Annotated in this window: 21 protein-coding genes and 2 riboswitches; of the genes, 10 read left to right on the forward strand and 11 right to left on the reverse strand. The window is 39.7% G+C overall.

Translation table 11 applies throughout. The features are described 5' to 3' along the window. Nucleotides 1–74 precede the first annotated feature (74 nt). The 4 genes from ACFS5O_RS04145 to ACFS5O_RS04160 form a co-directional block, all read right to left on the reverse strand. Entirely contained in the window at nucleotides 75–1,079 is a 1,005-nt protein-coding gene (locus ACFS5O_RS04145; RefSeq protein ID WP_205724808.1) for a sensor histidine kinase, read from the reverse strand. Next, nucleotides 1,076–1,765 carry a response regulator transcription factor gene (locus ACFS5O_RS04150; RefSeq protein ID WP_205725459.1) on the reverse strand — a complete coding sequence of 230 codons (690 nt, stop codon included), beginning with the start codon at nucleotides 1,763–1,765 and terminating at the stop codon, nucleotides 1,076–1,078. The genes ACFS5O_RS04145 and ACFS5O_RS04150 overlap by 4 nt, the downstream gene beginning before the upstream one ends. A 389-nt stretch (nucleotides 1,766–2,154) precedes the next feature. Beyond that, nucleotides 2,155–2,535, reverse strand: a complete 381-nt coding sequence (locus ACFS5O_RS04155) for a VOC family protein (protein ID WP_205725460.1) — start codon at nucleotides 2,533–2,535, stop codon at nucleotides 2,155–2,157. Nucleotides 2,536–2,591: 56 nt separating this feature from the next. Next, on the reverse strand, nucleotides 2,592–3,458 hold the full coding sequence (locus ACFS5O_RS04160; protein WP_205724809.1) for a helix-turn-helix domain-containing protein: 867 nt from the start codon (nucleotides 3,456–3,458) through the stop codon (nucleotides 2,592–2,594). Nucleotides 3,459–3,616: 158 nt separating this feature from the next. Between ACFS5O_RS04160 and ACFS5O_RS04165 the strand changes: the two genes are divergently transcribed. Then, nucleotides 3,617–4,018, forward strand: a complete 402-nt coding sequence (locus ACFS5O_RS04165; protein ID WP_205724810.1) for a hypothetical protein — start codon at nucleotides 3,617–3,619, stop codon at nucleotides 4,016–4,018. 72 nt (nucleotides 4,019–4,090) lie between these two features. Here ACFS5O_RS04165 and ACFS5O_RS04170 read toward each other — a convergent pair whose 3' ends face one another. The 4 genes from ACFS5O_RS04170 to ACFS5O_RS04185 form a co-directional block, all read right to left on the reverse strand. Then, nucleotides 4,091–4,588 (reverse strand): C1q-like domain-containing protein, encoded by a 498-nt coding sequence (locus ACFS5O_RS04170; protein ID WP_205724811.1) that lies wholly within the window; start codon nucleotides 4,586–4,588, stop codon nucleotides 4,091–4,093. Nucleotides 4,589–4,784: 196 nt separating this feature from the next. Next, nucleotides 4,785–5,963: an oxalate decarboxylase family bicupin gene (locus tag ACFS5O_RS04175; protein WP_205724812.1), complete on the reverse strand. Its 1,179-nt coding sequence runs from the start codon at nucleotides 5,961–5,963 to the stop codon at nucleotides 4,785–4,787. A gap of 126 nt (nucleotides 5,964–6,089) precedes the next feature. Then, nucleotides 6,090–6,872: a DUF817 domain-containing protein gene (locus tag ACFS5O_RS04180; protein WP_205724813.1), complete on the reverse strand. Its 783-nt coding sequence runs from the start codon at nucleotides 6,870–6,872 to the stop codon at nucleotides 6,090–6,092. A gap of 122 nt (nucleotides 6,873–6,994) precedes the next feature. Next, complete coding sequence (locus tag ACFS5O_RS04185; RefSeq protein WP_205724814.1) at nucleotides 6,995–8,152, reverse strand: acyl-CoA dehydrogenase family protein; 1,158 nt, start codon at nucleotides 8,150–8,152, stop codon at nucleotides 6,995–6,997. A gap of 286 nt (nucleotides 8,153–8,438) precedes the next feature. Then, nucleotides 8,439–8,551, reverse strand: a riboswitch (SAM riboswitch). Between the two features lie 152 nt (nucleotides 8,552–8,703). Further along, nucleotides 8,704–8,805, forward strand: a riboswitch (SAM riboswitch). A 116-nt stretch (nucleotides 8,806–8,921) separates the two neighbouring features. On the opposite strand from ACFS5O_RS04185, the gene ACFS5O_RS04190 reads away from it, so the two are divergent. The 3 genes from ACFS5O_RS04190 to ACFS5O_RS04200 all read left to right on the forward strand — a co-directional run bounded on the left by ACFS5O_RS04190 (nucleotide 8,922) and on the right by ACFS5O_RS04200 (nucleotide 11,431). After that, nucleotides 8,922–10,313 carry an LLM class flavin-dependent oxidoreductase gene (locus ACFS5O_RS04190; protein WP_205724815.1) on the forward strand — a complete coding sequence of 464 codons (1,392 nt, stop codon included), beginning with the start codon at nucleotides 8,922–8,924 and terminating at the stop codon, nucleotides 10,311–10,313. Between the two features lie 23 nt (nucleotides 10,314–10,336). After that, complete coding sequence (locus ACFS5O_RS04195; RefSeq protein ID WP_066399390.1) at nucleotides 10,337–11,143, forward strand: MetQ/NlpA family ABC transporter substrate-binding protein; 807 nt, start codon at nucleotides 10,337–10,339, stop codon at nucleotides 11,141–11,143. Nucleotides 11,144–11,251: 108 nt separating this feature from the next. Continuing rightward, on the forward strand, nucleotides 11,252–11,431 hold the full coding sequence (locus ACFS5O_RS04200) for a hypothetical protein (protein ID WP_205724816.1): 180 nt from the start codon (nucleotides 11,252–11,254) through the stop codon (nucleotides 11,429–11,431). 690 nt (nucleotides 11,432–12,121) lie between these two features. Here ACFS5O_RS04200 and ACFS5O_RS04205 read toward each other — a convergent pair. Both ACFS5O_RS04205 and ACFS5O_RS04210 read right to left on the reverse strand, forming a co-directional pair. Further along, nucleotides 12,122–12,616 carry a GNAT family N-acetyltransferase gene (locus tag ACFS5O_RS04205; protein ID WP_205724817.1) on the reverse strand — a complete coding sequence of 165 codons (495 nt, stop codon included), beginning with the start codon at nucleotides 12,614–12,616 and terminating at the stop codon, nucleotides 12,122–12,124. Nucleotides 12,617–13,243: 627 nt separating this feature from the next. Then, nucleotides 13,244–14,737, reverse strand: a complete 1,494-nt coding sequence (locus ACFS5O_RS04210) for a peptide MFS transporter (RefSeq protein ID WP_205724818.1) — start codon at nucleotides 14,735–14,737, stop codon at nucleotides 13,244–13,246. Nucleotides 14,738–15,060: 323 nt separating this feature from the next. Here ACFS5O_RS04210 and rlmN point away from each other — a divergent pair, with 323 nt between their 5' ends. The 3 genes from rlmN (at nucleotide 15,061) to ACFS5O_RS04225 (ending at nucleotide 19,395) form a co-directional block, all read left to right on the forward strand. After that, a complete protein-coding gene (gene rlmN / locus ACFS5O_RS04215; RefSeq protein WP_205724819.1) occupies nucleotides 15,061–16,140 on the forward strand; it encodes a dual-specificity RNA methyltransferase RlmN in 1,080 nt (359 codons plus the stop codon). Nucleotides 16,141–16,889: 749 nt separating this feature from the next. After that, on the forward strand, nucleotides 16,890–18,842 hold the full coding sequence (locus tag ACFS5O_RS04220; RefSeq protein WP_205724820.1) for an endonuclease MutS2: 1,953 nt from the start codon (nucleotides 16,890–16,892) through the stop codon (nucleotides 18,840–18,842). 13 nt (nucleotides 18,843–18,855) lie between these two features. Further along, nucleotides 18,856–19,395, forward strand: a complete 540-nt coding sequence (locus ACFS5O_RS04225; RefSeq protein WP_205724821.1) for a GNAT family N-acetyltransferase — start codon at nucleotides 18,856–18,858, stop codon at nucleotides 19,393–19,395. A 17-nt stretch (nucleotides 19,396–19,412) separates the two neighbouring features. On the opposite strand, the gene ACFS5O_RS04230 is transcribed toward ACFS5O_RS04225, so the two are convergent. After that, nucleotides 19,413–20,978, reverse strand: coding sequence for a glycosyl hydrolase family 28-related protein (locus ACFS5O_RS04230; protein ID WP_205724822.1), 1,566 nt, complete (start codon nucleotides 20,976–20,978; stop codon nucleotides 19,413–19,415). A gap of 391 nt (nucleotides 20,979–21,369) precedes the next feature. Here ACFS5O_RS04230 and ACFS5O_RS04235 point away from each other — a divergent pair, with 391 nt between their 5' ends. From ACFS5O_RS04235 to ACFS5O_RS04245, 3 genes are all read left to right on the forward strand, one after another. Further along, the gene (locus tag ACFS5O_RS04235) at nucleotides 21,370–22,557 is read left to right on the forward strand and encodes a ParM/StbA family protein (RefSeq protein WP_205724823.1); all 1,188 of its coding nucleotides are present in this window, start codon (nucleotides 21,370–21,372) and stop codon (nucleotides 22,555–22,557) included. Nucleotides 22,558–22,571: 14 nt separating this feature from the next. Beyond that, the gene (locus ACFS5O_RS04240) at nucleotides 22,572–23,159 is read left to right on the forward strand and encodes a hypothetical protein (protein ID WP_205724824.1); all 588 of its coding nucleotides are present in this window, start codon (nucleotides 22,572–22,574) and stop codon (nucleotides 23,157–23,159) included. A 366-nt stretch (nucleotides 23,160–23,525) separates the two neighbouring features. Then, on the forward strand, nucleotides 23,526–25,565 hold the full coding sequence (locus ACFS5O_RS04245) for a catalase (protein ID WP_205724825.1): 2,040 nt from the start codon (nucleotides 23,526–23,528) through the stop codon (nucleotides 25,563–25,565). Nucleotides 25,566–25,594: the final 29 nt, after the last annotated feature.

Raw genomic sequence — 25,594 nt, forward strand, 5'->3', positions numbered from 1 at the left:
TTTCATTATAGAAAGCATTTCAGCTCTTTTCCTTCTGTTCAACGAACAAAACAGAAAAGCATGTGACACTTTCGTCACATGCCCATCGTTTCATCAAACTCATTTCTTTTTGGAAAAGCGAGCGTGACCGTTGTTCCTTCATTCCGTTTTGACTCTACAGAGAGTTGAATATGTAGGGAGTCTGCCGCTTTTTTGGCTAAATATAAGCCCATGCCGGTGGAAGCTTGATCCTGATGGTCTGTCGTTGACGTGAACCCTTTATCAAAGATACGAGGCATATCCTTTGCATCAATTCCTCGACCAAAGTCTTGAATTCTTAAATAGTTTCTGTCGTTCATGTTATAAGAGTTGATGATAATCTCTGATGAATGGCTGTATTTCACAGCATTCGTTAAGATCTGACGAATGATAAATGCTAGCCATTTGGCATCACTTAAGACATGGGTGACTTCAAGGTTAAAATCAAAGCCGATTCCTTTTTGAATGCACCACGACTGCAGCGTTTTGAGCTCGGAAAAAAGCAGCATCTCGAGTTCCGTTACTTCCATATAAAGATCGTTTTTAATAAACGGGATTCTTTTTTGATGAAGCTGTTGATCGAGCAAAAGGTGGATACGGAGCCATTCGTAGGTCAGGTCTCCTTTAAGAGGCGTTTCTTCCATCCGTTGAATCATGAGATGCATCGCCGTCAGCGGTGTCTTAACCTCATGAATCCAGGCTAAAAGATCGTCTTTTTCTTGTTCAACCAGCATACGGTTTTCTGCTGCTGTTCGCTTTAAATGCTTGGTCTGCTTCATGATGCTGTTTTCAACAATATGTTCAAAAGGTGATAAAGGCGGTGACAGATTAGAAAGATCAAAATCATTATCTCTCTCTTTCAGTTGGCGGAAAAAGGCTGTCTCCTTCTGATACCGATAAAAAAGAAAGATAACAAAGACAATAAGTGAAATAAAAACGATATAGCCAACAGCAGAAAGGGGGATTGCTGGATCTAGATAGGCTATCAAGAGAAGGATCAGCTGTTGTAATAAAAACAAAAAAATCCAGCTGCTGCGTTCGATCAAATAGCGTTTGATCATACAGAATCCTCTTCTATTGCACGATAGCCTTGTCCCACTTTCGTTTCAATAAATTGTCCGAGTTCGATTTCCTCTAGACGTTTTCTTAAGCGATTCACATTTACTGTGAGGGTATTGTCACTAATAAACTTTTTATCATCCCATAAGCTGTTGATGAGATTATCACGACTTACAATTTTATTCTTTTGCTCGATCAAGAGTTTCAGAATAAATACTTCATTCTTAGTCAGTTCAACGGAACCTTTTTCGTTCGTTACGATATTCTTTTCATAATCGATTTGAGCGCCGCACCACGTTTTGAGACTAACGGTATCTGTATTGTAATTATAAACGCGCCTGAGTATCGCATGGATCTTGGCGATCAATACTTCAAAATGAAATGGTTTTTGAACAAAGTCGTCCGCACCAAGCTGCATGGATAGGACCATATCGCTCGGATGATCACGCGAAGATAAAAAGATGATCGGCACGTTTGAATGCGATCGAATATTTCGGCACCAATGAAAGCCATCAAACTTTGGTAGCTGAATATCGATGACAACCAGGTCGGGTTTAATCTCTGTAAACTCCTGCATCACTCGTCCGAAGTCTGTAATGCCATACATTTCATACGACCATTGAGACAATCGCTCCTTGATCTCGCCGAATAGCGTCGCATCATCTTCTATAAGCAAAATTTTAAACATCATTTATCACCACATCATTACTTGATATGTTTTTTAGTCTATAGCAAAACTTGGATATTTTCTAGGATGTGTATTTTTTTAATTGGTTCTCATATGCTTCGGAGCTCTTGAAAGTGGTTGGTTTCTACTTCAGATCGCTCGCTTTCCGCAGGGTGTACGTTCAGCCTCCTAGCGCTTTGCGCTGTTAGGAGTCTCAACTGTCCCACTGATCCCGCAGGACAAGAAAGGCTACGGCAGCGACACATCGCACGAAGAAAATTTGAAGTTTAATTTTCGAGGAGTCGCGCATCTTACGCTCCAACCAACTTCACAATGATGGAGGGAAAAGCGATGCAAAGTTACAGCAGAAAAAAGATGCCTTCTGTATAAAGGCATCTTTTCTAGAAAACTTATGATGTTACAACCTCACTCATTAAAGCGTGAGTATTCCCTTCTGTATCCTTAAAGAATACCATCCATGTTTCCGTATTTTCCATCTTAGCAACGATATGAGGAGCGTCTAGGAAAGCAACTTCTTTCTGTTTAAGTTCCTTATAAGATTCTGCGATGTCTCCCACTTGAAAGTATATAACTGAGCTAGCACTTGCGAATTCTTCTTTTTCAGGAAGGCTGAGCATGATTCTTAGTCCGTCACAATCAAAGAATGCCATATGATCAGTGTTGAAAAGAAGTTGTAATCCTAATACGTCCTTATAAAAGTGAATGGAGCGTTTAATATCTTGAACAGGTACTGCAACTTGTCCAACTTTTTGAATGCTATTTGTTTGAATCGTCATGTTAACCTCTCCCTTATTCTTCTCTTTTTCATCATAACCAGTAATAATAGTTATTTCTTATCTGAAATCACCTTTTTGCGATATTGAAGGGGAGAGATGCCCATATGTTGTTTAAATAATCTGCTGAATGAAACAGGGTTATTTAATCCGATTTCATAGGTAATATCAGTCATGGAGTATTTGGTTGTCTTTAGTAAAGTTATTGATTTAGCAATTCTTAGCTCTGCAATATGCTGAAAAGGCGTTTTTTTGTAGATGGTTGAGTAATTTCTTAACAGGTGATTAGGAGATAAGCATGACACTGCTGCAATCTCATCTAGTGTAAGCTGTTTATCATAAAAAGCTCTTATGTATTCATGTGCTGTACTAACTCGTTTATAAATTTCTTCACGAGTCGATTTTCGGACTAAATCTAGTTGATTGATCTCTTTAAAGACCTTCATTTGTTCTCTTAATAGAGAGTCCATAATGGAATGAAACTGTTCATCTAACAAGCTAGAATCATTTTGATACTGATCTGTCTTGTATTTTAAAAGGTTCAATTGGTGAGTGAGAATGGGACTCTGTTCATACGTTTTTTCAAAAAAGGAAGCTGATGTATGAGTCGTATAAGGATCATCTAACAGTTGGTGTTCGGAAGTGGACAGATTACGGAATACATCGTTCGCAAAATCTTCTTGGAAAAAGACACAAAACGATTCCACTTCTTTTTGTTCATCTATGGTTATGGTGTAGGAACCTTGATTGAGTAACAAATAGTTCCCTTCGTCAACTGCAAAATACCCACGATTCGTTTTGTAATAAGCTTTTCCGTTCGAAAAGGTTTTAATAGAGAGAAGTCCAGTGCCATCCCAATGAAATTGAGCGCTCTTTGCATGAAGGATGTAATTTGACTTGCGTACGTTTCTTTCTGTCATTAGATTGCTCCTAAAAGAGATAATAATAGGGAAATTATACCTTATTCATTGAAACCTTGATAAAGATTTTTTAATCAATGTTCCACATGAAACAATAAAGTATGACCGGATCATGTTAAAGTAAATCTATGGAAAAAATGTAAGGGTGGGATGATTTATTGAGGAGAAATACAATTGCAATTTTAATTCTTATCATACTATTGCTAACAGGGTGTAGCAGAGTAACTCATAATACGGATTTGGAGAATTCCATTCAGTCTATTGTAAAAGACAAAAATAAAGTTCAAATAAAAATAGATTCTTTAGCAAATTTTGAATGGGACAAAGGATTTTTATTTACCCCATATACAACGGAAGAAAGTATGGAGAAACAAATGGGCGTTAATTTTAAAGACCGAAGTAAAATTTATAGCAGAGATGATATCTATTTATTAGTCTTTCTTCATAACGAAAAGGTTGTACAGTATGTGGAAATTAATCGTAATCAATCGGATTTTTCGATATGTAGTAAGGAATATATTTCTCCATTAAAAGCTTTAATAACAATTAATAGACATTGATTAAATATAGCATAAATAAACCGCAACAAGGTCCGTTGCGGTTTATTTATGCATGTCTGTAATAAAACCTATTTAACCGATCTTCGCACCCTCAAAACGAGTTGCGATTGGGTTTACTTCAATTTCAATCGTTGCGCCTGAGGGACTTGAAGCAACGACTTGAACTTCATCGCCTCTTCTTAACTCGACGAGCGATGATGTCGCTACGATCGCGTTTGGCGATGTAATCGTTTCTTGACTTCCTGCAACGATCTCGCCGTTTACACGAATGCCAACGAATGCAGAATACGGTGTTCCCGTATAAATCGGCAAAAAGATACTAGCTGTAAACGTATAAATGCCATTGCTTTTTGGAACAAACGTTGATGTATCTGGATTGTATTCATTATTACTATCGAAAACCTCTACCGGATAAATGACTTGATTTGGTGTGGAGCCTAAAATAAATTGAAACAGATCTTTAACTGCTTTAAAGGCAGAAACTGTCTGGCAAGGCTGAACCTTTCTATGCTTGCACTCACAGTCTCTTTTCATATGTGCGTAAGGATTCTGATCATAATGGTGGTACATACAAACTTTCCCTCCTATTTTCACTCTGAACTAGAATCTAAATCAGAGAATAATCTATCAGATTATTACTAGTAGATTATGCGGACAAGGTGTAAGTGGTGTGTATGCATAGAGGTAGGGGAAGTAGTTTTACTAGAAAGAATGAAAGAAAGCGATTAGTAGTTTCTAATCGCCGTTAATAGGTATGATCGTGCATTTAATCATATTTCACAACTGGCCATTTTTCTTTTCTAAGAGAGTTCATGAGCTCAGGACTAGCGTTCACATTCGTTTGCACGATTTCTTTAGGCGTTAAAGCCATCCATTGGTTTAAAGAAACATCTGCAAAACGGTCACTTTTAAACATTTCTAAAAACCAGAGGCTCTTATTTCCGGTATTTTGTACATAATGACCGAACGCAAACGGAACATATCCCACGTCTCCAGCTCTTACATCAAACGTTCGTGCTGTGCCATTTCCAGCGAAAGCGGTCATGCGCCCTTGACCGGCTAAATAATATTGCCACTCATCATTATTCGGATGCCAATGCAACTCTCTCATTCCGCCAGGTTTTATTTCAACTAAAGCAGCAGCGATTCTCTGTGAAATCGGAAAATTAGTAGAATCAACGATACGAACGGTCCCACCTGGAGTAACGAGAGGTTTCTGTGCCATTAAACGGTGTGTGAAGCTTAACGGAACTGTTCCATAGGGATCAGGTACAGCTTGTGTTTCAATCGGACCGGGAACGGTAGACTGATAAATATAACGTTGTTCAGTCGGAATGTTCGCAAACGCGCTCTCCGGTATACCGAAGTTGGCTGAGAGTACTTCTTTTGGTGTATGTGCAAACCAATCTGAAATAGAAAACGTACTAAGATCAGAAAAATTTCCATTATCAAAAACAAGTAAAAACTCACAGCCTTCTTCAAGCCCTTGAATCGAGTGAGGAATGCCAGGCGGGAAGTACCAAAGATCACCTTCACCCACATCGGCGATAAAATTCCTGCCGTTTTGATCAACCGAGGTAATCCGAGCACGGCCTAAAATCATATAAGCCCATTCCGCTTCTTGGTGCCAATGCAGCTCTCTCACACCGCCTGGGGTAAGTCGCATATTTACTCCGGCAAGCGTCTTGGCGACGGGAAGCTCACGAACCGTAATTTCTCTCGACCAGCCCCCAAAATTTAATTGCATATGTGTATCTGAATAGGAAAAGCGCAAATTCGGCACAGTTCCCGCATCTGTTGCAGGTGAAACTAGCATATCCGGATTTTGTATGTCACGCATGATGTCGCGAGGTCCTAAGTCGGTAGCACCCGCACCATCACTGCGAATCGGCTGAGGAATCTGCATTTGCCTTCGTTGCTGTTGATCTTTAGGGTTCTTATCCATGTGATGAGCTCCTCTCTTTTAGAAGGTTTAAACGTCATCTCTGTATGCATATGGAGGGGACATCTTGAACATGCAGATTTATTACGAAGGGGCATAACAAAAAAACACCTGAAAGCTAAAGGTAGCTTAAAGGTGTTTCGTATGCGTGAAAATCTCGTCTTGGTGACTTTTTATCCGTTTTAACTGTGCCACGATAATGATGCTGATGATCACGAGCAAGAACCAAGAGCTGATCTTACCAATATGAACGAGTGACCAAGCGGCTTCCTGATTCGGATACTGCCAGGCACCTAGAAACGTTGTAATGTTTTCAGCGATCCAAATAAAAAATCCGATCAACAAAAAGGAAAGAAGGATCGGCATCTTATAGACACGCTCGTTGATCGTATAATGAACAACGGTCTTATAAAAGATAGGAAATAAAAGCAGAATCAGAATCCATCTGGCATCAAACAAGTAATGATGGATAAAAAAGTTTAAATAGATCAGCACACAAATACCAAAAGAAAAGAGAGGATACGGCCAACCCGTTATCTGTAGGTCGAGCCTTCTCCAGCTTTGGCAAATATAGCTCGCAACACTTGCATACATAAAACCGCTATAAAGAGGTACACCGTAAATTTTCGAATAAGCGTCTTCTGGATAGCTCCAAGACCCCATATGAACTTTAAATAGTTCTAGAGCAAGTCCGATCAAGTGGAAGACACAGATGACTTTAAGTTCATCAATCGTTTCAAGTTTCGTTAGAATCATAGCAACTTGTGTGATGAGACATAAAAGAAGTATGAAATCGTATCGAGGGATGAACGGAATGCTGAAGAACTTTGAAAGAGCTAACGCCCCAAAGATGATGACTGGGAAGATGCAAGAAAGAGCTTGTAAATAAGTGAATGTAAGAAGCGCTCTCATGAGTAGACCACCTTTTATTGATTGATATGGAAATATATTGTATCCATAATAACCTATGGTGATCCAAATCTCATCATACAAAAATATGTTGAGTTTAACATGAATCTGTCAGTTGACTTCATTTATTTCAGCGCTGCATCCGCCAAAGAATAAACGATTGCATCATCTGTTGGTGGATTATGAAGTCCAGCTCTCACATCTCTGAAATGCCGCTGAAGCGGATTTTGTACAGAAAGACTTCTCGCCCCAACGATTCTCATGGCAAGATCAACGACTCTATTCGCACTGTTCGTTACAGAATGCTTAACGGCCGCAAGTTCTGTACCTAGATTCTTACGTTGTTCAGGCTGATTTACCCATTTTTCAGCAACGGCATGAAGAATTGTTCTCGCTTGGAATAGCTCAAGTTCAATCTTGCCAATCTTTCTTCTCACCTCAGGTACTTCTGAGATAGGTCCTGATAACGTGTTAGGGCTATATTCTGACGCAAATTCAATTGCATAATTCCGCGCAGCTCTTGCGATACCTAAGTACACAGCAGGGACTTGAAGATACCAGCCTTTCGGAACGATGTTCTTCTCATCTTCAACAACAAGAAGGTTTTCCTTGGACACATAAACATCTTTCAAAAGGAGATCGTCACTTTTTGTGCCTCTCATAGAGATACTGTCCCATGTTTCTTTTACAAAAACCCCTTTTTCACGATGATTCACTAAGAAAAATCCTTTATGGTTAGTTTCTGAAATGGTAGCGGTTACGACCGAGTAATCAAGGGCCTCTGCCATAGAAGTAAAAGCTTTGCTTCCGTTGATCAACCATCCATCTGCTTTCTTAACAGCGGTTGTTGTAGGAATACCTCCGCGAGAAGGACTTCCTGTCGCACGCTCTGTTTGTGCCAAGTTGATGAGTGCTTTTTGTTCCACTACTTTCCGGCTAAGATCAGCGAACGCATCACCACTCCAATGCTGGTTTTCCGCCGCCTCTAAAAAAGTACCCAAATGCCACCCAAGAGAAAGGGCAGTAGGAGCATCTCCCTCCGCTAAATGTTCTTGAATGGTTAAGAATTCAACTAGGTTTAACCCTTTACCGCCATATTCTTTTGGAATGGTAAGAGAAAGAAAGCCAGCATCCTTTAAATCTTGGAAATTCTCATAAGGAAAAACGCCTTCTCGATCTACAAATTCTGCCCGTTTCTTGAAAACTTCTTTTAGTGCTAGTGCGGTATTTATCGCTTCTTCAAAATGATCTATTTCAGTGGTTTTTCTCAATGGAATGCTCATAGTTCCCTCCTAATTTTTTTATCTGTAAGTGGTTTTTGGTTTTGGATTGGTTTTGTTATAAGTCTTCTTCGATAGGTTGATTGCAGCGCAAGGTGCTAGACTCCTGCGGGACGAGTGAGCAGGTGAGACCCTTAAGGGCGCGAAGCGCGAAGTGGCTCACCGCTCGCCCCGCGGAAAGCGAGCGTCCTGGAGCGGAAATCAACTACACACAAGAACAGCGAAGGAAAAACAAAAAAGCCCTCTTTCAAAGACGAAAGAGGACGTAGATTCCATATGCTAACACGCTCTCTCATCTTTCAGACATTAAAAAAACATCTGCTGGAATTAGCACCTTTCTTTTGAACAAAGCGGTTGCTGCAGGATCGTAGGACCAGTTCCTCCCCTGACTCTTGATAAGAAAATATTTAATTATTAGTCATCACTATAGAGGATAATGCCAACCACTGTCAACTAAAAACTGATTGTTAAGAAAATTATTTTATTTTTTTAAATTGCATTGACAGGCTATTTTTAATCCTGTATATTTCGTTATTAAATTGAATCATATCGATTTCTTATCGAGAGAGGTGGAGGGACTGGCCCTTTGAAGCCTCGGCAACAACTATTTTTAGGACTGTGCCAATTCCAGCAGGCGAAAGCTTGAAAGATAAGAGGAAATCTATATACGTATGTTTATTTCACGTATTTTTTAACCTCTTCTCATAGTTGAAGAGGTTTTTTATTTTCTCTTGGAACGGGTACGAAAAAATTGGATACGGAGGAATGTATGTTGAGTAAAGAAATTTTGTTGAACGCGTTTGAGATGACGAGTGCCATGCACAATTCTCATGGCCTTTGGAAGCACCCGGAGAACAAGAGACATAGAGGTTATAAAGATCTAAAATACTGGATTGAGTATGCGAAGCTTTTAGAAAGAGGGAAGTTTGATGCTGTGTTCTTTGCAGATGTATTGGGCGTTTATGACGTTTATAGACAAAGCAAGACACCTTCTATTCAAGATGGACTTCAAGTTCCTTTAAATGATCCCGCACTTCTTGTATCGGCTATGGCGAGCGTAACAGAAAATCTATCTTTTGCCGTGACGGTAAGCACAACGTATGAACAGCCGTTTGGGAACGCGCGCCGCTTTTCTACGCTAGACCATCTAACGAATGGCCGAATTGCTTGGAACGTAGTCACCTCTTATCTGCCGAATGCGGCAAGGAATTTTGGACTGCAGAATATGATTAAACACGATGAACGATACAACATCGCAGATGAATATTTAGATGTTTCTTATAAACTTTGGGAGAGCAGCTGGGAAGACGGAGCCGTTGTTGAAGATGTTGAAAACAATAAACTGGTGGATCCTGAAAAAGTTCATGAGATCAATCATGAAGGACAATATTTTAGCGTGGAAGGACCTCACTTAAGTGAACCATCTCTGCAGCGCACACCTGTTATCTATCAAGCGGGAACGTCTGAGAGAGGACGAGACTTTGCGGCAAAGCATGCTGAATGCATCTTTGTAGGTGGTCCAACACCAGAGAGAATTCGTTTTTATGCGGACGACATTCGTAAACGCGCTATCAAACATGGCCGAAACCCAGAAAACCTTAAGATCTTTTCATTTTTAAATGTGGTGGTGGGGAGAACGACTGAAGAGGCGGAGGAGAAATTCAAAGAATATGCAAGTGTTTGGAGCGCGGATGCTGCAAAAGCGCAGTATGGAGCGAGCGGTTATGATATCGCGGAGTATGAAGAGTTAGATCCGGAACTTCCATTCTCGTACAACAAATCAACAGAGGGCGGACATTATAAAGCCGCCACACTCACTACGGATGCGCCTAAACCGTTAACAGTGGGAGAAGTATTGAATCGCTTCGAGTCTCCTGACAGAGGTAGTTTCATAGTGGGGAACCCTGAAGAGGTAGCGGATGGTATTCAAAAGCAGTTTGAAGAGTCTGGCGTAGACGGTTTTAACCTAAATCACCTTGTAACACCAGGAGACTTAGAAGCTTTTGTAGAGCTTGTTGTACCTGTTCTTCAAGAAAGAGGACTATACAAAAAAGAGTACAACAGGGGCACGCTTCGTGAAAAATTGTTTACACCTGGACAACCTTTGCTGCCTAATGATCATCCAGCGGCTAGATTTAGACCGGTGTTAACGGAAAGTAAATAAGTGGAGAGTGGAGGAGAAATCTTATGAAACGATTCAAAGTCTTTATATCAGCAGCGCTCTTAATCGGTATTCTAGCAGGGTGTGGCGCTTCAGGTGAGAGTGAGAAGAAGATAACACTCGGCGCAACCGTGCCTTACAGCGACATGCTAGAAAAAGGTGTAAAGCCATATCTCGAGAAAAAAGGATACGCAGTTGAAGTAAAAGAATTCAATGATTATGTACAGCCGAATATCTCTTTAAAGAGTGGTTCGTTAGATGCAAATTTGTTTCAACATAAAGTGTACATGGATGCTTTTTCAGAAGAGAATGATATGAAACTAGCTTCTGTGATTACGGTGCCTACTGCGCCAATCGGTATCTATTCTAAGAAATACAAGTCAATAGACGAGATTAAGCCCGGAAGCACGGTTTCTCTAGCGAATGATCCAACGAACTTAGCAAGAGGCCTTACTGTTCTGAGAGACAATGGACTGATTGAAATCGATTCTTCCGCAAATCCACTCAGAGTCTCGGAAAAAGATGTCACGAAAAATCCAAAGAACTTAAAGTTCCAACCTGTAGAAGCCGCTCAAACACCAAGAACACTAGACTCCGTAGATTTAGCGGCAGTTAACGGAAACTTTGCTCTATCATCAGGTCTAGATTTAAAGGATGCGCTAGTAAAAGATAAACTTCCAGAAGATATCATCAATCGAATTGTTGTACTTGAAAAAGATAAGAATTCACAGCTCGCAAAAGATTTAAAAGCTGCCGTAGAGTCAGATGCATTTAAGAAGGTCATTCAAAGTGATTTCGAAGAGTTTCATAAGCCAGATTGGATGAATAAGTAATTTCAATAAAAATCAGCATTTTATGTGCTGGAAAAGCTGTACGAATGCCGTTGCCAACTCTCTTAGATGTTCATAGAATATGTTATGTTGACTCAAGGGGGGATTAGTATGAGTAACTGCCCGCACTGTGGCCTTTTCCGATATGATCTAAGTGGATGTATCTGTTCTGATAAAGAATTTACTAGTGATTGGAATCAAAGATATATCGAAGAAATCTTCAATCCAAACAACCATCAGGTGAATGGATCGAAGAAGACGAGACGTCAACAAAATCTCTTAGACCTGTAAGAACAATAAGACTTATTCATTCTTACTATAAATGTTACAAAGCCGACTTTTTGATTTGTACTTTTGATCAAATCATGAGTTGGCTTTTTTATTTTCTTTTTTAATAGCATTTTTTTAAAGGTTACTTTTGGAAGTATTGATCTCCGTTGCAGATACTCGCTTTCCACGGGGCAGGCGGTGAGCCACATTCGGACGTTTCACTCTTAAGTGTCTCACCTGTCTAGTTGCAGTGACTAGCCCCTCGAGGTCAAAAGGTAAATAGATCATGAAGGTAAAGAACACCTTCCTTGCCTATTTACCTTTTGCTTGTCGGGGCTGAACGAGCCACTTTCACATTTAGGACTGCCCGCCTGTCCCGTAGGAGTCTAGCAACTTACACTCCAATCAAAGATTCAAGAAGACAATGAAAGCACAATGTTTTAAATAACATTACTATCGGACAGTGTATTTTTTATTTCACCTTCCATGCAAGTTGATAGGAGCGGAGGGTTGCCGACTCCTATGGGACGAGCGGTCAGGTGGAGACTCCTAATGGCGCGTAGCGGCAGGAGGCTCACCGTTCGCCCCCTGGAAAGCGCGCAACATGGAGCGGAAATCGACTACTTTCTAAGAGCAGCATTGAAATAAAACATCATAGGAATGCAAAAAGCAGATCTTACATAGAAGATCTGCTTAAATATTTTCCATGACTTAGCTAAGCGATGGAGGAGTAGCAAGCTTTCTTACACTTGACTTCGTACGAACACCAGTCGGCGTTGAAATAGAATTAGACGACGTAAGCTCTTTTTGGATAACGATGCTAGAACCTAGCTGGCCGTGAACTTTAAAGCCCCAATGCTGAAATGTCTTTAGAGCATCTGTATTCTCTTCATCAACCGTACCAAATACATTGCGAATTCCTTGTTTCATAAGGTGACTCTCAAATACGGGAAGAAATGAGGTAGCGATGCCTTTTCCTTGATGTTTTGTATCTAACACGACATAGTCCACAAAGATTGTAGGTCCAATTCTGAAACGATAACATACAAAGCCGATGATCGTGTCATTGCTGTCACAGACAATCATAACCTCATTCGCCATGTTTATAATCATTTCAATCACGTTTTTACGGACTTGAAAATTACTTACTACCATATCTACTAAAAAAGGATCGTCCTTTCCAGGAACCCGTTTGCGAATATACAATGATATTCCCCCTTATATTACTTTACGAAGGGAAGATACAAAGAAATAAATAGAAGATGATTCACTTTTAGAAACACTTAGTTTACATCGAACATAACTATTATTTATTAAAAATCCCCCTTGCTTGTACTATATGTGCTTGTCCTTGAAAGGGTTTGGATATCCTCCTAATTTCATTGAAAAAGGCGCTATGTAACATAGAGTTCTAAAAATAGTTAAAAGCCGAGGAGAAATCCCCGGCTTTATTAGTTATGCTGCATGTTTCTTACCTTTTTTTCTTTTCTTAAATCCTAATAGGCTACCGATTAAGCTCACTATAGACCCCCCCTTTCTATAAGCGAACTGTTGAGAAAAAGAACAATGATTCTTGTTTTCTTCTCTACTCTATCTTACGCAAGCTTGTCTTAATGGTTTGGACAATTTTTAAAAATGGTTGCAAAAAAATCCAATTCACAATTGCAAGTCAAGTGACGAGAAAGCTCACAACTGTAGCATTGCTTGTAGACGAAGGATTAATCCGCACATCCCCTGGAAAGCGAGTCCCTGAAACGGAGATCAATTACTTCTCAGCACAAAAAAACCACTGAGGTAATGGAGGACCATCACATCAGTGGTTTTAAATTTTGATTAACGAATACCTTTCATCTTCTCTTGGATCTTAGGTGAGATGACAAAAAGGATAAGTGATAACACAATCGCAGCTCCACCGATCGTACCGAAGTACATCATTTCTGTTTCTGCAGAATAGAACTTAACGATTTGTGCGTTGATCGCTTGTGCAGCTGCACTTGCTAAGAACCATAAGCTCATTGTTTGTGCAGAGAACGCTGCTGGAGCAAGTTTCGTTGTTGCAGAAAGTCCTACTGGAGACAATAGAAGCTCACCGATAACAACGATAAAGTAACTAAGCACTAACCATAATGGACTTACTAGAGATCCTTCTCCACCAAAGTAAGCAGGAAGAAGAATAACTAAGAAAGATAATCCAGCAAATAACAAACCTAACGCAAATTTCTTAGGTACAGTCGGCTGACGGTTTCCAAGTTTCACCCAAATCCAAGCGAATACTGGAGCTAAAGTAATGATGAATAGCGGGTTAAGAGATTGGAACCAAGCTGGCGAAATCTCAAGTCCAGCAAATGTTAAATCTGTACGCTTGTCCGCATATGATGCAAGAATTGTTGAACCTTGCTCTTGAATCGCCCAGAACATAACAGCAGCGATAAATAGCGGAATATAAGCGATAACTCGTGAACGCTCTTCGGAAGTCGTTTTTGGGCTGCGGTACATAACCACAAAGTAGATGGTAGGGATCGCGATACCAAAAATACCGACTAACGTAATGAATACATCAAGTGTAAAAATACCTGCTGGAATCGTTATACCTAAGAATACAGCTAGTACAACAGCAGAAAGACCAACGATGATTGATACTTTCTTTTTCTCAGCTGGAGTTAATGGGTTAGGCACATACGTACCTGCAAGACCAAGATTCTTTTTCTTTGTTAGAGTAAATACGATCAGTCCTAATAACATACCAACTGCTGCGATCCCGAAACCTAAGTGGAAGCTCTTTTTAGCAACTTCCCCAACGATTAATGGAGAGATGAAAGCACCAAGGTTGATCCCCATGTAGAAGATACTGAATCCTGCATCACGGCGATTATCGCCAGGTGCATAGATATCACCTACAACACTGGATACATTAGGCTTTAGCATACCTGTACCAATAACGATAAAGACCATGGAAATAAACAGCATAGTCAGATCGCCAGGTAATACAGCTAGGACGATATGACCAATCATGATCAAAATACCACCATAGAATAACGCTCTAGATGTACCAAAAACTCTGTCTGCTAACCAACCACCGATTACACCGGACATATATACAAGTGAACCATAAATGGACATGATTGCGAGTGCAGTGGACTCTTCTATCCCTAGACCACCTTTTGAAACTTCATAGTACATGTAGTAAATTAGGATTGCACGCATTCCGTAGTAAGAAAAGCGCTCCCAAAACTCTGTGAAGAAAAGAGTGAATAATCCTTTAGGGTGTCCAAAGAATCCTTTTTGCGGGACACTATCCACAATTTTCTGTCTATTGATGTCTGACATATGACAACCTCCTCTTAGTACATTAAATATAATACTTTGAAATATTTATTATTGTCAAAAGTTTTCGGCTTATCTATTATTACAGGTTCTTATGCATACGTAAATGGAAATTACACCCTATATGGGCATAATGGCTTATATCTATGCATAAATCGGTTATAAAAGGTGTATAAAAGTAGTGCGAAAATTTACTTACGTATTATGCTCAAAAAAACAAAAAAATTGTAAGGTGCTGGGAAAGAGGTTCAACCATTGTGTACATAGTGAAATTTTTAGTACTATAGAAGAATAAGTTTACAGGTAGTGAAAAGAGGTCTTTTTACATGAACAAAAATTCCATTTATGGATTAACGATTGAACAACTTACAGAATGGCTAGGACAGCATGGCTATAAACCATATCGTGCTTCACAAGTATGGAACTATTTATATAGAGAACGGGTAACCGCTTTTACGGAAATGACGGACATTAAAGCAGACTGTATTGAATTATTAACCGAAAACTTTACGATTCAAACGCTTCGGGAGCACGTTAAGCAGGAAGCTTCTGATGGGACGGTTAAATTTCTGTTTAAATTGAATGATGGCAACTTAATTGAAACCGTACTGATGAGACATAAATACGGTTTATCTGTATGTGTAACCACTCAAGTTGGGTGTAACATCGGTTGCAGTTTCTGCGCAAGTGGTCTGTTAACGAAAACACGTGATCTATCGAGTGGGGAAATTGTAGAACAGATTATGAATGTGCAGCATCATTTAGACGCTGTAGGTGAAGGAGAAAAGGTAAGTCATATCGTTGTTATGGGAATTGGTGAGCCTTTCGATAACTTTGAGAACATGATTGATTTTCTTAAAATCATGATCGATCAAAAAGGTCTAGCGATCGGATCACGACACATTACTGTTTCTACAAGCGGTATCGTCAACAAAATGTACGAGTTTGCAGATGTGAATATCCCGGTAAATCTTGCTTTATCCCTTCACGCACCGAACAATGAACTGCGTACAAAAATTATGAAGATCAACCGAGCTTTCCCTGTCGAAAAGTTGATGGATGCGATCAACTATTATATCGAGAAAACAAATCGAAGAATTACGATTGAATATATTTTATTAAAAGATGTAAATGATCATGTTGAAGAAGCGGTAGAACTTGCAGCTCTTTTCCAAGATAAAAAGAAAAAAACATATATTAGCTTAATTCCATATAATCCAGTAGATGAGCATAGCCAGTATCAGCGAAGTGACCAAGAATCGGTTCTAGCGTTTTACGATACGCTCAAGAAGAACGGAATCAATTGTAAGATTCGTCAAGAGCATGGTACAGATATCGATGCAGCCTGCGGCCAGTTGAGAAGTAAACAGATTAAGAAGGATAAGAATCAATCGATTAAGTCTTAATGGAAAGCTGTTTACTCCTAAAAGTGCGTGGTGAATGGAAGTGGACAGTAAAAATGGCGAAGTCGACAGTAAATGTGTAAAAGTGGACAGTATTTCATCGAAAGTGGACAGTAAAACTCAAAAAGTGGACAGTATTTTCTAAAAAGCGGACAGTAAGCACACTTTGAGGGGTTTGCACGCTACCCATATGCTCCTATGTAGAGGTAGTTTTGTTGATGGTGACGGTAATCTGTCTGATTCGAAGATTAATCTGTCCAATTATATATTTCAAAAGCAGCATTGAATTCGAAAACAGCCTAATGAAAAGAGACCGGTTTTTCAACCGGTCTCTTTTTATTAAGTTGACAACTGTAAAACAATTACATATGATGATGGTAATTCAATGGAAGGGATGGTGTGTTTGTGAGCGTTGTCGTTCTTAACTAAAACAATTTGGATATCGGTCTACAAAAGAAAAAATGAAACGGCTTGTCCGGTTTATTTGCTATGTCTTTTGTTTGCCACCAATAGTTAAGAACAGCGGTCAGATACAAGCCATCATACTCAATCCCTTGATGCTGCGGACTCTTCTTATGAGCCGATTTTTTTATGCATTTTTTAAGGGTGAAGTCTATCTATGAGGCAGAAATGACAAGTTCATTTCTGTCTTTTTTTATTGGCACGTTCCTGGCCTCTGTTAAGAGGGGGGATAATAAACGATTCATTAATTCACTTGTTTTCGCCATAAAAAAATTTTGGAGGTAGTTCCATTGAATACACAAACCATAAACATGCTTGAATATAACAAAATTAAAGAACAACTTGCGTCTTTTGCATTAAATAGAGTAACAAAAGAACAGATAGAAAAACTTCAACCTTCTTCAAACCTTTCTGTGATTCAATCATGGATGCTTGATACGACAGAGGCAAAACACATTCTTGAGAAGAGTGCTAGTGTTCCAATCGCTAATTTAAACGGTTTGGAGCAAGTTCTAGAGATACAGAAGAAGGGATTGAATCTATCTCCCGAACAACTCACATTAATATTTGGACTTTTAGAAAACGTGAGCCGGATGCAGCGATTCATGAGAGACAAAACTTCTGTAGGACCCGGCGTCTCTTCTTATGCGTACTCTATGTTTGACCTAAGTGATTTAAAAGAGGAGATCTATCGGTGTATTCGTAACGGTGGAGTCGATGACCATGCTAGTAAAGCTTTGTTGAAAGTAAGAAAAAAGATCACTGTTGTCGAAGAAAGAATTAAATCCAAGCTTGATAACATGATGAAGTCCTCTATTTACCGTGATATGCTGCAAGATCAGATCGTTTCCATGAGAGATGGTCGTTATGTTATTCCGGTTAAGAGCAAATACAAGCGTAATATCGACGGTCAAATACTCGATAGTTCTTCAAGTGGCGCTACCGTGTATATTGAACCTCATGATATTCGTAAACTTCAAACCGAGATCAGTATGCTTAGAGCGGAAGAAGAGATTGAGATCTCTATGATTCTAGGCGTGCTAACAGGTATGGTTGCGAGTTATGAGAGGGAATTGCACATTACGATTGAAGCGATGATTCATTACGATTTTATCTTTGCAAAAGCGAAGTATAGCAGAACGCTAGATGCGAAATCAGTAGCGTTAAATCAAGAGAACAGAATAAACATTGTAAACGGCAAACATCCTCTAATCGGTGAAAAATGTGTACCACTGCATTTTAATCTTGGCAAAAACTATCAGTCACTCATCATCACTGGACCTAATACGGGTGGAAAGACGGTAGCTATCAAAACAGTTGGTTTATTAACTCTAATGGTTCAAACAGGGCTCCACGTACCTGTTGATGAAGGAAGTGAATTTGCCGTATTTAGAGACGTTTTTGTCGATATCGGAGACGGGCAAAGCATCGAACAATCTTTAAGTACGTTTTCTTCTCATATGACAACGATTATTTCCATTTTAAAAGATGCAGGACCACAGGATTTGGTCATTTTAGACGAACTAGGTGCGGGAACGGATCCTTCTGAAGGAATGGGGCTTGCCGTTGCTATTCTTGAAAGATTGTACAGCAAGGGAAGTATGATTTTAGCAACCACTCATTATAGTGAAATAAAAGAATTTGCTTCTGCTACACCTGGATTTGAAAACGGATCGATGGATTTTAACCTTGAGACGCTTCAACCAACGTATTCTTTAATTATAGGCAAAGCAGGGAAGAGTCAGGCTTTCTCGATCGCAAAGAAATTGGGGATGGACGATGAAATTATCCACCGTGCACAACTCATTACAGGAAAAGAAAGTTATCCACATGTGGATAAAGGTGATGAATCTGTGTTTTCCACAGAGGATTTCAGGAGAATAGATGAGTTACGTAATAAAGCTCAGTCGAAAGTAAAAAAACATCAGGAGAAACCAAGTGAAACGGGAGAGCAATTAGGGAAAGGTTTTCATATTGGTGATCGCGTGTTTGTTTCAAGTTTAAAGGCTGCAGGAATCGTTTATAAACTGGAGAACGACCATGGGGAACTAGGTGTTTTAGTCGGAGAAAGTAAACATATCATTCACAAAAAGCGCCTAAAACTTCAAATTGAGAGTAAAATGCTGTATCCAGACAATTATGATATGGACATTGTATTTGAATCAAAAGAAAATAGGAAAAAGAACAATTCCATGAATAAGCGACATATTGAAGGTCTTTCTATCGAGAGGGAAGATCACTAAGTGAGGGATCTAAATGAAGAACCTTGTCACGTGTAGGGTAGTAGGCGTTATGGAACTAACGGATAATTTTTTAAACGAATTCAATAGATATCAAGTAACAAAACAAGTATGGTTTGTTGAGGGTAAAGCATTCAAACTGAAGGATGATGATTTTATTGATGACTGGTCGCCTGAAAGGAAGATTCAGGTCATCGCAGAGTTAAGAAGATGTGTAAGCAGCGGGGGAGTGGTTGTGGCAGCATGGCTACAGAAGCAGTTAGTGGGCTTTGCGAATATTGAAAGTGAACGCTTTGGTTCCGAAGCGCAATATGTAGAGCTGCCATACCTACATGTCACAAATGAGATACGGGGTATGGGGATAGGGAAGAAGCTTTTTTCTCTTTGCTGCCAAGAAGCGAAGAGGTTAGGTGGTAAGAAACTCTATATTGCAGCGCATCCGTCTATTGAATCACAATCGTTTTATCGCGCTGTAGGGTGCTCTCCAGCAGAAGAAGTGAATGAGTGTATCTTCAAAAGAGAGCCATTAGACATTCAACTTGAAAAAGCGCTATAACAAAGGGAAAGAGACATCTAGGTACTGCTAGATGTCTCTTTTTCAATAACAATCTCATCAGTTACAGCTTTCTCGATGTCTGAAGCAATATCTATCGCCTTAATAATATGGTGATCGCAACGAATGCCTTTTAGCGTTACATCATTGGCCCGATGCGGTCCTCCGTATACTTTTACTGCAGGTCCAGAGGTTGTAAAATCTTTTACGACAACATCGTTCAGAATGACGTTGTGAGCACGATATTGAATGGCGATTAGCGGGTGTCCATCATAGTTATATGTCCGATCACCGAGTACCGTTAAACCATTGATAACAACATGGTTATATCCTGATACCACAAGGCTACGAGGTGTTGATTCTTTATAGAGCTCAGTATAAATAGGAGCGATGCTAAAGAGATTAGTTGCAGAGATATGATGAGCTGTTTTCGATTCAGGATCTATATCCTTATGATGGCCGATATGACGAAAGTTGTAGGATCGGTTATCATTTACGGATAAGTGACCATAGATGTGTACGTTTGAAGCGGCAGAAGCGTTATGATGTGCTTTAATCTCAACACCCCCAAAGCAGCGTGCTGTTGAGTTGTTTAGTAGCCAAACATTATGAGAACCGTCATCGATTTCAATGCCATTAGAGTTCGAAAATCCTTTCTTATGGGACCTTCCGCTTGGGTCACACATATGGGAATTCGAAATAAAGATATACTCACTGTGGTGTGTGGTAATACCATCATCCCCAAAGCCGTAGCCATTGAGATTGTCTAACCAGATGTATTTACTTCCTCCTCTTGAACGAGTACCGTCCCCGAGGTAAGTATATAGCGAAGAAGACACATCAAACCCGTGCAGCCCTGGATTAACAGCTTCTAGGTCAAACATCCATCCATAAGTGACGTTTGCGAAGGTCATACAGCTTGATCGATTGTTTCCTGCACTTGATTTTTCTTCAGGATTTAGCCGTTCAATGTTCCAATCCAGAGTCATTCCTTTTACGGCTATGTTTCGGTTACCTTTAAAGTGATTCTTGTTCGTGATCAGCCATTCTGATTTAGGACAATCATCATGCAGTTGTAGGGTCGTTTTCCCTTTTCCTTCCCCTAAAAGTATCGTCCACGAAGGCAATTTAATGCCTTTTGTTACGAATTTCCCCTCTGGAATTCGTACGATGACTCTTCCTTTACCGATTGCTTTTCTAAAAGCCTCCGTATTATCGGCTATTCCGTCTCCAATAGCTCCATAGTCAATTACGTTTACTTCCTCTTTTATATAACGATAAAGCATCTCGTACTGCCCATTTAGCTTTAAGATCCATCTTGGATAGATATTGTCTTGCTCGTCTTTTTCCCAATCCGTGGTATCAACGTCGTAATAGGGAGCTTTTTTTATTACCATGCTTTTTGTCGCGTATTTGATCCATTCAAGAGAATTTCTTTGCTGTGCACTATATTTTTTAGACGAATCTTTAAACAGATTCTCTGAAGTTTTTAAATCAATAGATTCTGTATGAGCATGTTTCTTTCTCATTTGTTTTATTAAGTTTTTGTTTGTAAGTGGATCATGTTGTTTATCTAATGAAAGCATCAAGACGATCACCTCAATTTTATAAGATAGATTATAAATCATGATTTCCCTATCTAAAATAATATAATCAACATGTAAGAGAAGTAGGGGAGAGACATTTTAAGGACCTATTTTTTGGATGCAAACATTTTTGTTTACAAGTTTACAAATACGTTTACGATTGTTTGCTTATTTGTTTGCAAGTTTGCAAAGTTGTTTACATGTTGATATACAAGGGTTTGTTTCATATTAAGTGGTTTGTTTGCAATGATGTTTACAAGTTTACAGAAAATGTTTGCGTGTTTACAAATGTATTAAAAAGAAAAATAGGCATTGTTTAATTTCAATTAACCCTCTAATCTATTTATATAGCAACAAAATATAGATTTGAAAAAAGAAAGGATGTACGCCCATGAGTAATTCTAGAATTGCTGCAGTTGATGTAGGTAACGATTCACTAAAAGGGATTTTCGGTACATTAGAACATGAATTAAACATCCCTAACGTAATTGCTAGAGATATTGAGGATCGTCCTGTTATCGGGATTGAGGAGTTAGACAGCAAAGATCCTTTAGAAGGCATACATATTAGAGTTCACTCCCCTGCCCTAAAAGAAAACAATGTTATTTATCGTGTGGGTCAGCTTGCTGCTAAGAGCGATAACTCTACTGAATTAGATCCAGGAAGCAGTAAATCAGAAGAAGATCAAACATTGATCATGCTTTTTGCTGCATTAGCTCTTGATGCTGTAAATGAAGATAATGCTAAAACATTTACGAAAAACAACAATGTGATTGATACAAGCTACATTTTAGGTACAGGACTTCCTCTACGCGAAGTGAAAGAAGGTAAGGACGCGGGTTACCGTTCAAAACTACTAGGATCAGTTCACCAAGTAGAGTTCTTAGTAACGCCTAAATATCAAGGGATTAAAGTAAACTTGAAGTTTGAAGAAGTAAAAGTTTATCCTGAAGGATTCGCAGCTTTTATTAACCTTGTTATGGATAACGACCTGAACATTATTAATAAAGATCTGATCGATAAACCAATCCTAATTCAAGATATTGGCGGTCTATCTACAGATATCGCAGTGATCAAGAATAGAAACGTTGATGATGACAAAGCTCAAGGCTTTAATCTTGGTGTTTCTGAAGCGCTAGAACAAATTAGAGAAGAAATACGCTCTAAGCATGGCGTGGAATTAGACAGCCGACGTGATGTAGTAGATATCATTACGAAAAAGACGAACCGAAACCACATCATGGTTCGCGGTAGCCGTACGAGTGTTCACGATATTACGGATCGCATTTTAGTAGACTTGGCGAAAAAGCAATACCGTCTTCTTCGCAACGTGTGGCAAAAGAATTCGCAAACTGAAATCTGCTATTTTGTAGGTGGAGGATCTGCGGTACTTAAAGATTATATTAAGACGTTAAACAATAACCTTGATGGCTACAACATCGACTTTTTTGAAGATGAAAAAGAAAGCATCTGGATGATGGCAAACGCTTATTATAAGCTGATCTCTGATCACTTAAAAAGAACTGCGCCAAAAGAGAAAAAGAGCGAGGATAAAGACAAAAAAGCCGTTAAAGCTTAAACAAGGGTGATGAAATGGACAAAAAAGCATCCAATGAGATTACAAGAGGAAAAACGATTGCTTTTCGTATCCCCTCTGACACCCCAGATCACGTCATCAAACAGCTTCAAAAGCTGAAAGAGACGGAGAGGCGCAATTTTTCGAGCAAGATTTCAGAGTATGTTCTTCAAGGTGTTGGACAAGACATCCAAAGAGATCGAGAAACGATTACGATACCGTTGCCGAAAAATTTAAGTAAGATGCAGCGTGATTGGTTGAAGCATGAACATTCAGAGGCCTTGTTAGGCAATATTTTGTATCAGCTCATATCCAATCCTGTAAGAACAGCATCGTTACTGGCGGCTTTAAACAGCAACGCAACTGATATAGACCAAGCCCTTTATCTGCAGGAAGATGTAGAGCGCGACGAGGATTCATTGGATCAGTATGAAAATCCAGTTGAGACCGAGCATTCAACCGATGACTTTGACGATGATGATCTTAGTCAATTTGATTGGGACAGCGCAAAGCGAGACGAGCCTGAAGAAAAAGAAGAATCAGTAAGCCCCGAACAAGAAATGGAAGATTTGCTTGGGGATTTCCTAGCACATATGAATAAGTAACTCGAAAACGCAGCTGAATTATCAGCTGCGTTTTTTTTGATAAAAGTGAGCTTTCATCTACGGGGTATGTGAGAGAAATTAAGATGCGTAATTTGTCGAGGATTGTAAACTTGCGGATAAAAGACTAAAACTTTTGGAGTGAGTGACTAATCTCGTGGATAAACAGCCGAAATTTCTGGATTGCGTTCCAAAACTTCTGGATTGAACGAGTTAAATACCCATATAGGTATATGTTACGACCAGTTTCGGTACACGAAACAGTAACTATTAAGGGCGTAGGACTTTTATAAAAATCAGTTTGCTTCCAACATAGGTAGGGAAAGGTCTCTCTATGATGTGAAAATACATAAAGAGAGGATTAGTTAAATGAGCGATCAGAACAAAGTGAACGGCAACAGCAAGAATGAACAGCTGGAACAGTATCGTGCAGATGACAAAGGCAAAAAGTTAACGACCAATCAAGGGTTAAAAGTTGCTGAAGACGAATTCTCACTAAAAGCGGGAGAACGTGGTCCAACCCTTATGGAAGATTTTCATTTTCGGGAAAAAATGACTCACTTTGATCATGAACGAATTCCTGAGCGTATCGTACATGCTCGTGGATTCGCAGCTCATGGAGAGTTTGAATTATATGATTCTTTAGGAGAATACACAAAAGCGGAATTCTTAAACGACACCTCTAAAAAAACACCAACGTTCGTGCGTTTTTCGACCGTAGCAGGTTCACGTGGATCTGCTGAAACAGTGCGTGACGCGCGCGGTTTTGCTACTAAGTTTTATACGGAAGAAGGAAACTACGATCTTGTTGGAAACAATATTCCGGTATTCTTTATTCAAGATGCGATCAAGTTCCCTGATCTGGTTCATGCGTTAAAACCAGAGCCTCATAACGAGATGCCGCAAGCAGCAAGCGCGCATGATACGTTTTGGGACTTTGTAGCCAACAACCAAGAGTCGGCACATATGGTGATGTGGGCGATGTCTGACCGAGCGATTCCACGTAGTTTTCGTATGATGGAAGGGTTCGGCGTTCATACGTTCAGACTTGTGAATGACGAAGGAAAAGCGCATTTTGTTAAATTTCACTGGAAGCCAGTCTTAGGAACACATTCACTCGTGTGGGATGAAGCACAAAAGATTTCAGGGAAAGATCCGGATTTCCACCGAAGAGATCTTTGGGAATCGATCGAAAATGGGGATTACCCTGAATATGAGCTAGGACTTCAAATCATTGCGGAAGAAGATGAATTTAACTTTGATTTTGATATTCTTGATCCGACGAAATTGTGGCCAGAAGAGGATGTGCCGGTAAAAATTGTCGGCAAGATGACGTTGAATCGTAACGTTGATAATGTGTTCGCAGAAACGGAGCAGGTTGCGTTCCATCCTGGACATGTTGTACCAGGAATCGACTTTTCTAACGATCCACTTTTACAAGGACGCTTGTTCTCCTATACAGATACACAACTATCTCGTCTTGGAGGACCAAACTTCCACGAACTTCCGATCAATCGACCGGTTTGTCCGTTTCATAACAATCAGCGTGACGGCATTTCAAGACATACGATCAATAGAGGACAAGTGAGCTATTATAAAAATTCACTTGCAGCGAACACGCCGTCACCTACTCCTGAAGCAGAAGGCGGATATGTTCATTATCAAGAAAAAGTAGATGGAAGAAAAATCAGAAGCAGAAGCGAGAGCTTTAAAGATCATTTCTCTCAAGCCACTCTCTTCTGGAACAGTATGAGCGAACCGGAAAAACAGCATCTTAAGAATGCTTTTAGCTTCGAGCTCGGTAAAGTGAAGAGTAAATCCGTCCAACAGCAAGTCGTAGATATGTTTGGAAACGTGAGCTTGGAGCTTGCGACTGCTTTTGCAGAAGCAATTGATGCAGTCCCTCCTCAAGGTGAAGACTCTTCCGTTACGAAGTCTTCACCAGCTCTCAGCCAGCTAAATACGGTTAAAAGCCCTAAAACAAGAAAAGTAGGGGTAATTGTTGGGTCTACTGTGAGTGGCGAAGTAGCAGAGATATTGAACTCGTTAAAAGACAGTGGTATTCAGGGTGAATGTATTAGTGATAAGTTAGGTAAACGCACAGCGGATGATGGATCAGAACTAGAGGTCATGCATACGTTCTTGACCGCAACGTCTGTCATCTTTGACGCGATTTACGTCGTAGGTGGAAGTGATGATGCTGCATTTAAGAAGAATGCTCTGCACTTTGTTAACGAAGCCTTTGCGCACTTCAAACCGATTGGTGGCACTCATGAAGGTCAGCAATGGCTGATTGAAGCAGAACTGACCGGACAGCCTGGTGTTGTTAGTGAAGATGGAAAAGATGATTTCGTAAGTAACTTTACGGAAGCCATTTCCGTACACCGCCATTGGAACCGTCAAGTTTAGGGATGAAAGAACAGTGAGCCTAAGTGTTC

The sequence above is a fragment of the Fictibacillus nanhaiensis genome (genome assembly GCF_042686385.1).
In the GTDB taxonomy this organism is placed as follows: Bacteria; Bacillota; Bacilli; order Bacillales; family Fictibacillaceae; genus Fictibacillus; species Fictibacillus nanhaiensis.